At 45.0% G+C, this 14,150-nt stretch carries 11 protein-coding genes; 6 read left to right on the top strand and 5 right to left on the bottom strand.

Annotated elements, in window-relative coordinates:
* Positions 1–109: 109 nt before the first annotated feature.
* Both ACVBIL_RS15575 and yjgA read right to left on the bottom strand, forming a co-directional pair.
* Positions 110–2,632: a hypothetical protein gene (locus ACVBIL_RS15575; RefSeq protein ID WP_447167879.1), complete on the bottom strand. Its 2,523-nt coding sequence runs from the start codon at positions 2,630–2,632 to the stop codon at positions 110–112.
* A gap of 155 nt (positions 2,633–2,787) precedes the next feature.
* Entirely contained in the window at positions 2,788–3,330 is a 543-nt protein-coding gene (gene yjgA / locus ACVBIL_RS15570) for a ribosome biogenesis factor YjgA (RefSeq protein WP_447167878.1), read from the bottom strand.
* A gap of 227 nt (positions 3,331–3,557) precedes the next feature.
* Between yjgA and pmbA the strand changes: the two genes are divergently transcribed.
* A complete protein-coding gene (gene pmbA / locus ACVBIL_RS15565) occupies positions 3,558–4,898 on the top strand; it encodes a metalloprotease PmbA (RefSeq protein WP_447167877.1) in 1,341 nt (446 codons plus the stop codon).
* A 298-nt stretch (positions 4,899–5,196) separates the two neighbouring features.
* Here pmbA and ACVBIL_RS15560 read toward each other — a convergent pair whose 3' ends face one another.
* Complete coding sequence (locus ACVBIL_RS15560) at positions 5,197–6,450, bottom strand: esterase/lipase family protein (RefSeq protein WP_447167876.1); 1,254 nt, start codon at positions 6,448–6,450, stop codon at positions 5,197–5,199.
* A 213-nt stretch (positions 6,451–6,663) separates the two neighbouring features.
* Between ACVBIL_RS15560 and ACVBIL_RS15555 the strand changes: the two genes are divergently transcribed.
* The 5 genes from ACVBIL_RS15555 (at position 6,664) to ACVBIL_RS15535 (ending at position 12,668) form a co-directional block, all read left to right on the top strand.
* Positions 6,664–7,008, top strand: coding sequence for a metalloregulator ArsR/SmtB family transcription factor (locus tag ACVBIL_RS15555; RefSeq protein ID WP_447167896.1), 345 nt, complete (start codon positions 6,664–6,666; stop codon positions 7,006–7,008).
* 43 nt (positions 7,009–7,051) lie between these two features.
* A complete protein-coding gene (gene arsB / locus ACVBIL_RS15550) occupies positions 7,052–8,095 on the top strand; it encodes an ACR3 family arsenite efflux transporter (protein ID WP_447167875.1) in 1,044 nt (347 codons plus the stop codon).
* A gap of 128 nt (positions 8,096–8,223) precedes the next feature.
* Complete coding sequence (locus tag ACVBIL_RS15545) at positions 8,224–9,234, top strand: ArsJ-associated glyceraldehyde-3-phosphate dehydrogenase (RefSeq protein WP_447167874.1); 1,011 nt, start codon at positions 8,224–8,226, stop codon at positions 9,232–9,234.
* Positions 9,235–9,714: 480 nt separating this feature from the next.
* Positions 9,715–10,947, top strand: a complete 1,233-nt coding sequence (gene arsJ / locus ACVBIL_RS15540; protein ID WP_447167873.1) for an organoarsenical effux MFS transporter ArsJ — start codon at positions 9,715–9,717, stop codon at positions 10,945–10,947.
* Between the two features lie 341 nt (positions 10,948–11,288).
* Positions 11,289–12,668 (top strand): alanine/glycine:cation symporter family protein, encoded by a 1,380-nt coding sequence (locus ACVBIL_RS15535; protein WP_447167872.1) that lies wholly within the window; start codon positions 11,289–11,291, stop codon positions 12,666–12,668.
* A 93-nt stretch (positions 12,669–12,761) separates the two neighbouring features.
* Here ACVBIL_RS15535 and ACVBIL_RS15530 read toward each other — a convergent pair whose 3' ends face one another.
* A complete protein-coding gene (locus tag ACVBIL_RS15530) occupies positions 12,762–12,941 on the bottom strand; it encodes a PA3496 family putative envelope integrity protein (RefSeq protein WP_447167871.1) in 180 nt (59 codons plus the stop codon).
* A 330-nt stretch (positions 12,942–13,271) separates the two neighbouring features.
* Positions 13,272–13,964, bottom strand: coding sequence for a TorF family putative porin (locus tag ACVBIL_RS15525; protein ID WP_447167870.1), 693 nt, complete (start codon positions 13,962–13,964; stop codon positions 13,272–13,274).
* Positions 13,965–14,150: the final 186 nt, after the last annotated feature.

Below are 14,150 nucleotides of genomic sequence, written 5' to 3'. Positions count from 1 at the left end.
ATTAAATTGCAATTAGTCGATAGAATCAGACGAACGACTGATAAATAAAAAGCCCGCTGTAACTTAAGTTGCAGCGGGCTTTTTATTTGTGTGTTGAAAGTGGCTGGTTTTAGGTGCCGCTTAACTCAACAATTAATGATATGCCTGACTTGACGGCTTTCGGTGTTTCTACATCGATAGAAATAGAGCTGCTCTTGGCGGCTTCGCCAACGCTTGCAGGATCGATATCATTGGTCAGGGTAAAGCTGGTTGTGGTGCCACCTATGCTGTTGGTGTTGGGGACTTCATAGGTTGAAGCATCTAATTCACCTTCACTGGCGGTGGTATTTAAAGTGGTACCCGATGGCATTATTTGATTAGCGCTATCGAAGAAGCGCACTGCAAATGTTGATGTTGCGCCAGCTGGAATTGCTGTTGGAGTCAGGGCTTGTTGACCACTGGTGTAGATAACAACTCCATCTTGGGTTATTTCAAAATGCGCAGTAGAGCCAGACATGGTCATCACTAATGCTTTGCGGATATACGTTTTATTAGCTTGGGCATCACCACAAAGGCTACCTGTACACTGCGGGCCATTAAACAGGCCATCAGCTGGAGTATAGGGTTGGTCTGACAGGGTATTAAAGTAAGGCTCACCGGAGTCATGTTCACCATCTTCATTATCATCACGGAATGCATCACCTAAATCGCTAAACCCTTGAGGGTGGTAGGTTTCAATATCCATACCATTTCCTGAACAAGCAACTGCATCGCCATTCGCATTTAAGCACGCTAGTGCTACGGCGTTGCCATCATCATTATCAAAGATATTATTACCGTTAGTATCGAAAAAGGTTTCATGACCTAAGGCATAAGCCAGCACTGTGATGCGATGATCGGGTACGCGTGGGCTAGTTGACGTCCATTCAACGCTACAACTGCCATTTACTGTTACGCAGCTTGGCTCAATTTGACCGCCTTCGGCTGTAAAGTTAATGCTGGTGTCATTCGGCGCTGGGTTACCAAAGCTGTCAGAGGCATAGGCTGTAATCGTAGCCTTTACGTTGTTAAAATCACCCGCTTCAGGGTTAAATAAGCTGCTTGATAAACCAAAGCCTAACTGCTGTGGCAAACCGGTATTGATGGTGAGTTGCTCAGACTGGGTCGTTACTGATTCGCCATCACTGCTTGTCGCTGTGGCTAGCACGCGCACAGGGGTAGGCATGGTGCCTGAAAGTACAGTAGCGCTTACTAGGCCTGCAGAGTTACTGGTGTTGCTGGTGCTTGTGTCGCCATTGGCAAAACTAATATCGCCAATCGTGGTATCTAGCGAGAAATCCACAGCTTGCTGGGCGATAGGTTGGCCATTAGCATCAGCCACCTTAAAGGTGATGAGCGATGATTCACTCGAACCGGTACCGCCTGCGCCTTTAATCCGAATTGATGTCGGCTCAGCAGAGATAAAGCTCAAATTAGCTAAGGTTTGGCTTTCCAGTGAAAAATCGAGCTCTGCTGTTAGGGTTTGGTTACCCGCAACAACTGATGCGATGATTTGGTCGTTACGCTGGCTATTGCCGCTACAGCTCGTGTTCTCAAAGGTTGAACTAGCAGTACCTGATAGTGTCGTTACTGGCGAGTCGATACTGGCATCGTTACTGAGTACGCAGCTAGAGCTAAAGCTGACGCTGGTGGGTGTTTGTAAAGGGGTGTAGGTGCCATCATCGTTTTTGGTCGCTACATCAGCAGTCACCCCAAATGTACCGCCGGCACTGACAATATATTTATCCGCTTCAAGTGGTAGGGTGGTAGCTAGTTTATTTTCTGTAAACGTGCTGCGGTCTGTTGAGAAATGACCGATGACGATAATGCCATCGTCACTGACCGCATCTTTGGCTAGCACTTCATATAGACCTGAGCTTTGATAGGTCTTGCCTTCATCTTCAAGACTAACGGAGAAATTAGCAGCGCCCAGTTCAGCCTCACTTGGAGTGTAACTAACTTGAGCAATACCGTTTTCTTTGGTCAGCGCTGAGTCTGGATTAAGGCTAGCGCTACCTGCGGTAAAGCTTGCTTTCTTGCCTGCTACGCCTTGGCCTTGATCATCGAGGAATTGAGCCTGTAACTGTACGGTTTCACCCGCCTTAAACTGAGTCACGACAGCTGTGCCATTAATGATGGCGCTATTTAAGCTGAACTTAGGCTCAGAAGGCGCCGTTGTCGAGGTAAACTCAAAATTCTTGCTGGCATTGGCATTGCTTTCACCTTCAGTGAAGCTAGCGCTTAATGTTCCCGCCCCTTCAGCGCCAGAAGCGTTGCTGACGATGACCTCGGCTAGGCCATCGGAATTAGTTAGTTTGTTGGCGACAGATAACTCAGCAAAGCTTGTCGAGAAAGAGATGAGTTGGCCACTGCGGTTGCTATTATCTTGCTTAAGATGTGCAACGGCACAAAAAGAACTGTTAGCTGCAAAACTGAGCGAATTAGTTGGTTCGGCACAGGCGCCGTCAACAACGGTCTTATAACTGATAGACAGGCTGTAGGTTCCGCCATTGTCGGTATCGCTATTGTCATCCGATGCACCGTTACAGCCACCGAGTAAAGAAAGACAAATTAAAGAAAGAGGGAGAGTAGCCAGTTTTGAGGGCAAGCGCATTTGCATATTCCTTGTACTACAAATTTTCACTGTATGTTTAGGATGGGCGCTTGTGTACTAAATCTAAAAAGACCATAAAAAAGCTCCCAAAGTCATGTAAGGACTGAGGGAGCTATTGTGTCGCTATATAGAGATTATGTCTATATATGTAACGATTAATCTTTGATCTCGTTACGGATATATTTACTTAATTCTTTCGCTGTCTTTGAGGCTTCGATATCAGGATTTTTCGTTAGCTCTTTTTTAGTCTGACGAATGTACTGACGTAGCTTCTGCCTATCAAATTCAGGGTATTGCTCTATTAAGGCTTGTACCGCTGAGTCGCCTTCAGTTAATAGCTGATCACGCGCCTTATCGGCTACATTGGTCTTAGCGCTTTCATTGCTGTTCTGGTTCAGCACGTTCTTAATCGCGACATCTAACTCTTCGAGATCAACAAAACGCATTAGTTTACCAATGTACTGAATATGACGACGGTGCGCTTCTGTATTCATTTTGATTATTTTAGCTTTCAAAACATTATCAAGAAGTGTTTCATCAAGATTTAGCTTCTGTACTTGGGTCTTACTAAGTGCAACTAGTCTATTACCGTATTCTTGATAGATGGCGATTTCGCGTTTTGCATCCGCTCTACTTTCGTAGTTCTCATCTTTGTCATACGGCTGGTGGAAGTGTTCTGAGTCACCGACAATCTTCATATCTAAAATCTCTTACAAATTCTGCGTTAATAATAACATCTAAACTTGGTTATTTCCTTTCCTATTTTTGAGACTAGATACCTTTATTAGTGGTTTGAGCGATAGGGGGTAGGTATTTTTAAGCTGGTTGCTTTAGTACAAGAGATTGCTGCCGAGGGATTATTTAATGTGATTGGCATTTGGGTTTGTTATGCTAGCGTCATTGCCGACAAATAAAGAGTAGATCTGTGTCTTCACCTAGCATTGATATTGAATTGGATTCCCTGAAAGATGCCGTTTCGATGGCGCTGGAATATGCAAAAACATTAGGCACTTCTGGTGCAGAAGTTGCGATCAGTAAGCAGCAAGGCTTATCTGTTTCGACGCGAATGAAAGAAGTTGAAACCGTTGAATTTAATAAAGATGGCGCCTTAGGTATTACCGTTTTTAGAGAGGGTTGCAAGGGGAGCTCGTCGACGTCAGATTTAAGTAAAGAAGCGATTCAGCAAGCCGTTAAAGCGGCAAATGATATTGCACGCTTTACCTCAGCAGATCCATTTAACGGTTTGGCTGAAAAGTCGTTGATGGCAACTCAGTTCCCCGATCTTGATCTGTACCACCCTGAAGATATTTCGCCTGAAGAGTTAACTCGCCTTGCGGTATTAGCCGAAGAAGCGGCATTAGACACCGATAAGCGAGTACAAACTTCTGATGGCGCTAGTGCAAACGCGCATTCAAGTGTAAAAGTGTATGGTAATAGCCATGGATTTTTGCATGGTTTTTGCAGCTCACGTTACAGCCTAAGTTGTGTCGCAATTGGCGAACATGAAGGCGGTATGCAACGTGATTACGACTATACGATTGCACGCAAGTTTAGCGAAATGACGTCCCCTGAAATTATTGGTAAGCAAGCGGCTGAAAAAACCGCAGGCCGATTAGGCGGACGAAAAATCGCGACGACTCAATTGCCTGTATTGTTTTCTCCCGAAATCGCCACAGGCTTAATGGGCCACTTAGTGGGCGCGATCAGCGGTGGCAGTTTATATCGTAAATCAAGCTTTTTGCTTGATGCCATCGATACCCAAGTGTTCCCTGATTGGTTTAGCATTCATGAAGATCCATTAATGGTAGGCGCATTGGGAAGCTCGGCATACGACAGCGAAGGCGTAGTCACTCAGGCGCGCGACATTATTGATAATGGCCGTTTAGCCACTTACCTACTGACCAGTTACTCGGCGCGTAAGTTAGGCTTAACCAATACAGGTCATGCTGGTGGTATCTACAACTGGACGCTATCAACGACAGGCCAAACTTTTGATCAATTGGTTAAAGAGATGGGTACAGGTCTTATCGTGACTGAGGTGATGGGCCAAGGCGTGAATACGGTTACTGGTGATTACTCTCGTGGCGCAGCGGGTTTTTACGTTGAAAATGGCGTAATTCTTTACCCGGTTGAAGAGATCACTATCGCGGGCAACCTTAAGGATATGTATCAAAATATCGTTGCGGTGGCGAAAGACAGAGATCTACGTTCATCGATCCGCACAGGCGGTATCTTAATGGATAAGATGAAGATCGCAGGTAGCTAAGGCTAAGACTCCATATCGCTATTGGCATTGGCGCTAGAGCTAGCTGCTCGACTTGTCTAAAAAAGGCGACCAATGGGGATAATGCCGGTAAGTTAAGCCCAAACTTGATTCAAAACTAAAAACTAAGAACCCAGCACAAACTGGGTTCTTTGCTTTAAAAGCTATAAACCACGAAGTGCTCACTTCGTGTCCTTTGTGGTCCATTCTTATCTTTCGAAATCATCGAACTTTCTCTGCGTAATTTGTTTAAGTGATCGGCTTTACTACCAATCGGAAGTTTTTATAGCCAGTTATTGGATTAATCAAGCTTGCTGCTATGCGCCTGCTCGGTGCTTTGCCAAAACTGCTGTAATGCCCTTGCAAGGTTATCGCTACTTAAAATACTGAGGTGATCTTCATTTAAACCATATATACGTTCAGCCTGTTGCTGAGCTTTGTCTCTAAGTTGGCTATCTAGGCTAATCACACCGTCACTGCTCTTTTCATTAATAATACCACTGACTTTGTAGCCAAAGATGAGCTGGTGTGCAGGCTTTACAAGCTCCTCATCACTGGAAAATAATTTGGCTATGAAGTGACTGTTTGGCGCAAGATCGCGCCAAGCCGGCATTACCACTGGCGCATAATCGACTCCACTTTGGGCCGACCCGACACCGGCGAAGGGACTCGATATCGAAGTAAAGCTGGCAATATCGTCACAACCTAGCTGATTACGGCACAGATCTAAATAGGCTTGGGTGACTAGTCCTCCCATGCTATGGGCGACTAAGTGTAGGGTTTTGACGTCATAGCGGTAATCGATAATTTTTATGAGGCTGTTTAACCCATTAGCTAAGAGATCTAGCGGTAATCCGCTGGGGTAGTTCATCACCCAAACTTGATACTGGCTTCTATCGACTTTATTGATAAGTGGGGCAAAGTCTCGGGCTGTGCCATTCATGCCGTGGATAAACAGGATTGGGATTTTACTGTCATCGAATTTATCGACAAAGAACACCCCACTATGGCCTTCCAATAGATGGGTTATCGGTTTCCACATCCCGAGCTGAGCCGTCTCTGCATCAAATGTTACATCATCAAGACTGGCCATCTCACCTATCTTAGCGGGACTCACCTTAACATTGACGAGATTGTTTAATGCTTTGTCGACGAGATTTTTAGGGACGTTTTTGTCGGAATTAACTAGGGTTAGCTTCAATGGTTTATCAGCCACTCCAGAGAGTTTAGTGACCGAAAATGCCTCACCTACTTGAAAGCGTAAATCGTTATTAAGGTCGTTAAAAGTAAACAGGTATCGGCTGCGAGTGTCGCCTGTAACCGTTATCTCCTGGTTGCCAATAACCACTTCATAACCATCGACGTAATCGCTATCTAGCTCCTGTAGCAGCACTAACACAAAAGACTCTGTCTGATGAGCCGACTCAATAATTACCTGATACTCGACGTAGACCTTATCCAGCATATCGACCTCTTTAGCGAGGTGGCGAAAGTTAGCACAGCCATGGATTAAACTGATGATCGCGATAATGAACATTATTTTTAGCATCTGCATTGCTAGTACACTCCTTGGCGGTGGAGTCCTAATGCCCCTTAAATCATGTTGATAACTTAGCAGGATTTGTGAGCAATGTTTATATTTTGCTTGTGATTATCATAACTAAAAATAAAAACTTGAATATATGAAAAATCATATATATTATTTTTCATATATACTGTTTTCTATGTATACAGTATCTAGTACATATTAGTTTACCGAGAAGTAATGATGACACCTTTAACATTTTTTAAGGCATTAGCCGATGACACGCGCTTACGCAGTTTATTGCTTATCCAAGCAGAAACGGAGCTGTGTGTTTGTGAGCTGATGACAGCTCTTGATGAGATCCAGCCAAAGATCTCACGCCATCTAGCGCTGCTGCGTAAGTTGGGTCTGTTAGTTGATAGGCGCCAAGGCCAGTGGATTTTTTATCGTATTAATCCAGAGTTACCTTCTTGGGCCAATGAGATTATGCAAACCTTGGCTAAGGAGCACGTTGAATTAATAGCGAGTAACTTAGCCAATTTAAAACTGATGGGTGACCGCCCAGAGCGGGTTAAGACCTGCTGTTAGTTACTGAATGTTGTTAGCGATTTTTACAAATTAGGCTGAAATTATGGGTATTTTTGAACGTTATTTAAGTGTTTGGGTGGGGCTTGCTATTGTAGCCGGGGTTGTCCTCGGTAGTTTATCTCCAGATACATTTGCGATGGTTGCCGGGCTTGAGTATGCCCATGTCAACTTGGTTATAGCGGTACTGATTTGGGTAATGATCTACCCGATGATGGTACAAATTGATTTTTCTGCGATCAAAGATGTCGGTAAAAGCCCGAAAGGTCTCGTGCTGACACTGGTTATCAACTGGTTGATTAAGCCGTTTACGATGGCGGCTTTAGGCTGGCTATTCTTTAAAGTGTTCTTTGTTGATTTTGTCGACCCACAAACGGCGAATGAATACATTGCAGGCATGATCTTACTTGGCGTTGCACCTTGTACTGCCATGGTCTTTGTCTGGAGCCAGTTAACCAAAGGTGACCCTAACTACACATTGGTGCAAGTTTCGGTAAATGACTTAATCATGGTTGTCGCCTTCGCTCCGATCACGGCATTGTTACTCGGCGTGAGTGATATCCAAGTCCCTTGGGCAACACTGTTATCTTCAGTGGGTTTATATGTGGTGTTGCCCTTGGTTGCAGGGGCTGTGACCAGACATTTATTGCAGAAGAAAGGCGATGATAACCAGCTCAATGCTTTCGTCGCTAAACTAAAACCTTGGTCTATGGTGGGCTTGCTTGCCACTGTGGTTTTACTATTTGGTTTTCAGGCTGAAACCATTATTGCCCAGCCGCAAAACATAGTGTTAATTGCTATTCCATTATTAATCCAAACATATGGCATCTTCTTTATCGCGTTTTATGCCGCGAAAAAAATGAAGTTAACCCATAAGATCGCCGCGCCAGCTTGCATGATTGCGACTTCAAACTTTTTTGAGCTAGCGGTGGCAGTGGCAATCTCGTTATTTGGTCTGCACTCTGGTGCCGCGCTTGCCACTGTGGTGGGTGTGTTAGTCGAAGTACCTGTGATGTTATCGTTAGTGGCAATTGCTAATCGCAGTCGTCACCTATTTGCCGATGATGATGCTGCAGAGCCATCAGTGTAATTGGGGCTATATATTCGAGCGATATGGACAACAGAAGAGTTTAATCACTAGATTGGAGTTCTGTGCTAGCACTATAACTAGTACAAGACCCCAGCCTTACAGCATAACAAACAGATTAAGAGACGATTATGACAATTAAAATTGGTATTAACGGTTTCGGTAGAATGGGGCGTTTAGCACTAAGATCTGCATGGCATAATAGCGACGTTGAGTTTGTACAAATTAACGATCCTGCAGGCGACGCCGCAACCTTAGCGCACTTATTAACGTTCGATTCGATACATGGTCGTTGGTCTGAAGAGGCCACCGCTGAGGGGGATACCATGGTCATAGGTGATAGTCGTATTGCGACCACTCGTAATAAGGCGATAGCCGATACTGACTGGTCTGCTTGTGATGTGGTGATTGAAGCGTCTGGAGTGATGAAAACCAAGGCGCTGCTACAAGCCTATTTAGATCAAGGTGTTAAAAGAGTCGTGGTGACAGCGCCGGTGAAAGAAGACGGTGTATTAAACGTGGTAATGGGCGTGAACCAGCAACTTTATAATAAAGACATTCACCCAATCGTGACCGCGGCATCGTGTACCACCAACTGCTTAGCGCCAGTGGTTAAAGTTATCCATGAAAACATCGGTATCAAGCATGGCTCAATGACCACGATTCATGACATTACCAATACCCAAACGATATTGGATGCGCCTCATAAAGATCTACGTCGTGCCCGTGCTTGTGGTTTAAGTCTTATCCCTACTACCACAGGTAGTGCAACGGCAATTACGCATATTTTCCCTGAGTTAAAGGGCAAGTTAAACGGCCATGCGGTGCGTGTGCCACTTGCTAATGCCTCTCTTACTGACTGCGTTTTTGAGCTAAACCGCGATACGACAGAAGCTGAGGTGAATCAGTTATTACGCGAGGCTGCAGAGGGTGAGCTTAAAGGTATTTTAGGATACGAAGAGCGTCCACTGGTGTCTGTGGATTATAAAACCGACCCTCGCTCAAGCATTATTGATGCGCCATCGACCATGGTTGTTAACGGCACCCAAGTTAAACTTTATGTCTGGTATGACAATGAGTGGGGTTATGCGAACCGTACTGCTGAGTTAGCCATTATGGTCGGACGAGCGGATCAGGCTTAAATAGAAGGTTCTAGGTGCTAGGTGCTAGGTTCTAGGAAAAGCAGGGCGCTTCGCTTCTAGGTCCTAGGTAAAGCAGGAAAAGCTAAGACAGTGCTAGCTGGGACGAATGTTTTGGCTGTTGCTTTTTCCTAGCAGCGCAGCGTCCTAGCAGTGGCGCAGCCACGTCCTCGCATCCTAGGTCCTTCTTTAACTTTAGGTTCTAGGTTTTAGGTCCTAGGAAAAGCTAAGACGAGCGGCCTGCGGCCTTACGGAACGTTCGCAGACTCACTCACGGAACGCTTTGCTTACGGTAAAGAAAAGATAGAAAATTGACTGTAGGTTGGGCTTTAGCCCATCAAGCTAAGATGATGCAAGCTGAGTCAGTCTGCTGTTCTAGCCTTTTCTTTTCCTAGCAGCGCAGCGTCCTAGCTGTGGCGCAGCCACGTCCTCGCATCCTAGGTCCTTCTTTGTATCCTAGTCCCTTTTTTAAAGGTGGTAAGCGTGTTAACTAAATATCGTTCTTTGCCTGATAGCGTTAAGCAATACTTCATCGTTACAGGTAATTACTGGGCATTCACGCTCACCGATGGCGCCCTGCGCATGTTGGTGGTGCTGCATTTTTACGACTTAGGTTATACGCCGCTGGCGATTGCGATGCTGTTTCTATTTTATGAGATCTTTGGTGTGGTAACCAATCTGGTTGGCGGCTGGCTTGGGGCAAGGCTTGGACTAAACCGTACCATGAATATTGGCCTAGGTTTACAGATAGTGGCTTTATCTATGCTATTGCTGCCAACCGCTATGCTCACCGTGCCTTGGGTGATGGCGGCGCAGGCGCTGTCGGGGATCGCTAAAGATCTTAATAAGATGAGCGCTAAGAGTGCGATAAAAACCTTAGTGCCCAAGGATGCTGACGATAAGCTCTATCGCTGGGTGGCGATGCTTACCGGATCTAAGAATGCACTAAAAGGTGCGGGGTTCTTCTTAGGAGGGCTATTACTCTCTGCCGCAGGCTTTACTGGCGCGGTGGCGATTATGGCTGTGATGCTATTGATTGTTTGGCTTTGCAGTATGGTGAGTTTGAAAGCGAACTTAGGTAAAGCTAAGTCTACACCTAAATTCACCGAGATCTTCTCTAAGAGTGAAAGTGTAAATGTTTTATCTGCAGCGCGCTTGTTTTTGTTCGCGGCTAGAGATGTGTGGTTTGTGATTGCGCTGCCAGTATATCTCGCGAGCCAGTTAGGCTGGGATCATAGCAGTGTTGGGGCATTCCTTGCGCTCTGGGTAATCGCCTATGGCATGGTGCAATCCATCGCGCCCTCTTTGACGGCAAGAAACAAGACTCCTGATGGACACATTGCAACGCTTTGGGCGGGGTTACTGACCTTGGTTACCTTAGTGCTCGCAGTACTGCTCTTTACTGGTTTGGTTGCACCTCAGATCGCGCTGATCACAGGTTTAATGGTTTTTGGCGCTGTGTTTGCCATTAACTCTTCACTGCATAGCTATTTGATTGTTAGCTATGCTGGCGAGGATGGCGTATCGCTGGATATTGGCTTCTACTATATGGCTAATGCGATGGGGCGTTTACTGGGGACGATTTTATCAGGCTGGGTGTATCAGGAGGCTGGCTTATCGGCTTGTTTGTTTATTTCGGCTGCCATGTTGTTTGTGACTTTTCTCATTTCCTTCAAATTACCCAGAGCCTCGCTTAAACCAAAGCGCTCTTTGTAACGGCCTCTCACTTGGTAACTCACTGCTGTTAGCGCGTTATTAACAGCAGTGTTTTGTTCACTGGGGGCAGATTAATCATTACTTTGTCATAACGCCACCTAGCGCGATGGCAAAATAATTCATGTCATATCGATGGCGATAACAGTTTTAGTTTGTTTTCTAGCCTTTCCAAAGGTTAACAATTCGTTGTACTCTGTTTTCCAAGTTTGAGTGGTTTCTGAAAGATATAAGCACTGACTTGCTAGGACCTTTTGATCTTGCTTAACCAAGGAAAGATCAAAAAGCCCTAAATGTATAAATATAAATAATAACGATAAATTCTCTGTATCAACGAGGTTTGAATGGAAGCTATTACGGATTTTGTAGGCATGATCAACGGCGTGGTCTGGGGGACTCCAATGTTGGTTATGATTTTGGGGGTAGGCTTGTTCCTGACCTTTGGATTACGTTTAATGCCGATTTTAAAGTTAGGCACAGGCTTTAAACTCTTATGGTCGGGTCGCATCCCTGACAAAGATAAAAACATGAAGGGTGAAATTAGCCCTTTTAATGCGTTAATGACGTCTCTGTCTGCCACCATTGGTACGGGTAATATCGCAGGTGTTGCTACCGCGATTTTTATTGGTGGACCGGGCGCGCTATTTTGGATGTGGTGCACAGCGCTGGTGGGCATGGCAACCAAGTTTGCAGAAGCTGTTCTCGCGGTTAAATATCGCGAAGTCGATGACAATGGTAACCACGTTGGTGGTCCAATGTACTACATCAAAAATGGCTTAGGCTCTAAGTGGGCGTGGTTAGGTACCGCTTTTGCGCTATTTGGCTCTCTAGCGGGTTTTGGTATCGGTAATACGGTGCAGGCGAACTCAGTTGCCGATGCGCTCAGCAGTAACTTTGGCGTACCTAACTGGGTGACAGGCGTGGTGCTAATGGTATTGGTTGGTGCAGTGCTGATGGGCGGAATTAAGCGTATTGCCGACGTTGCTGGCAAGTTAGTGCCTATGATGACAGTCTTTTATATTGCTGCGGGTATTGCGGTATTGGTTGTCTACGCTGCTGAAATCCCGGCCGCATTCGAGCTTATTATTCACAGTGCCTTTAACCCCGTGGCGGCTCAAGGCGGCTTTGCCGGTGCAGCAGTTTGGGCGGCGATTCGCTTTGGTGTCGCGCGTGGTGTGTTCTCCAATGAGGCTGGTCTAGGTAGTGCGCCTATCGCGCATGCGGCGGCGCAAACTAATAATCCGGTCGCTCAAGGCTTAGTGGCGATGCTAGGTACATTTATTGATACCTTGATTGTTTGTAGCATTACGGGTTTGGCTATTATCGTATCGGGTGCATGGACCTCAGGTGAGAACGGCGCGGCGCTGACATCATTTGCATTCTCACATGCGTTTCCAATGGGTAACTATGTCGTGGCGATAGCGCTCAGCGTATTTGCGTTTACGACCATCTTGGGCTGGAGTTTTTACTGTGAGAAGTGCGTGCAGTTCCTATTTGGCATGAAAGCGATTAAGCCATTTAGAATTATTTGGACCTTAGTTGTGCCATTAGGGGCGGTGAGTTCACTGGAGTTTATCTGGCTACTTGCAGATACGCTGAACGCTATGATGGCTATTCCTAACCTAATCGCTTTAGCGCTGCTAAGCCCCGTGGTCTTTGCGTTAACGAGAGAGTATTTTCTGAAGAAGCGTGAGACTGATTTGGAGTCGCAAAAAGCGAAATAGGCGATTATTGAACGCTGATATTGATTGGTATTAAAAACTAAAAAAGCTCCTGGATAGTATCTCAGGAGCTTTTTTTATTACGCTATTTTAAGTTTATGCCCAAAAGTCATCTTCACTTAAATCACGTTTTAATTGTGCTCTTTCAAGGTAGGCTTCGAGGCGTTTTTTCACCTCTTTTTTGTGCGCTAACTCGTTAGCAGCTTGCTGATTTTTAGGCGTTGTATACGCCTCCATCTCTGCATCGTTGGGCACAAAATCAATAATCTGAGCCATCACGAATTCCTCTTAGCTAGGTATCTATTGTTCCAAATCGCTTGCTTAGCGTTAAAAGGGAATACTCTTGATACCGTATGGTTAATAACTAAACAATGTCTGCACTCATTGGCTTACTCGATTAAACCTATTAGTGAGTGCTTAATTTGGAATTTAGCAGGAAGTGGTTTAAAAATATGCGATCTATGTAACAAAATTACATATTCCGTCTACTTTTTATCATTACGGATGAATTTCAGATAGTTAGTGAAACTTTATAACGGTAATTGTTTTTTGATAATTTGGCCATTTATTGTTAAATATTGAATAAATGGCCTTTAAAATAGAAGCTTATAGAGAAAAACTATAGCTGTAACCGAGTAAAACTTTGGCATCGTCATTTTTAAGATCTGTGTCACTGACAGTAAATGAGACGCTACCAAAATCGGTATCTTTACTTAATGCCAGTGAGTAGTCGGCATAATTATCAGTATCGAACCAAGCTGTAACAACATCGCCTGTTGAGTAACCATAGTGAGCGGCGATAAATAAGCTGTCAGAGATTGGATAAGTGATGGTTGTTTGAAGGTAGGCCATATCGGTATTGTCTAAAGAGGCGCCAGTAACATCATCTCCAGCATTGACTAAATGCGAGTAGCTGACAGCTATCCACTTCCAGCTAACGGCTGCGCTCAATTCGCCTAGATCTATGTTGGCGTCCGCATCTGGGTATGCGTAATAGAGGTAGCTCAAGTCATATTCAAACTCATCGCCAATGGTGCCTGCAAAACCGGCATAAAAGTCAATTTCATAGCTAGTGTCATCACCAAAGTCGACATTAGATGCCCAAGTACCCGCATAGAAGCCTGAATCATGGCTGTAATCAACTCCGCCTTGTACGGCTACCGCGTCGTTAGTTTGTGTCACCCCGCGCCATAGATAGTTAGAGGTAGCGCCTATGTTCGCTTCTACTGCTGCTTGTGCTGAAGTTGCGAGCAGTGATGTCACCAGGATTACCGTGCTATTAATGAGTAACTTGTTCATTCAATTCCCCTTTGCAGAAACATTAATTGTGTTTTTTATGGTCACAATTGATTTAGCAAAGTCTAAGCCAATATAAATAGTTAATTAAAACAGTTGTTTATTCTGTTTGTGGATTAGATGTAAGGCTGAAATGATGCATCCTAGCGCAGAAAGCACTGAAATGGGGCAGAGGAAGAAGGGTTTTGG

This window comes from Shewanella sp. 125m-7, from assembly GCF_052977045.1.
This window is presented reverse-complemented; position numbering and strand designations above follow the sequence as displayed.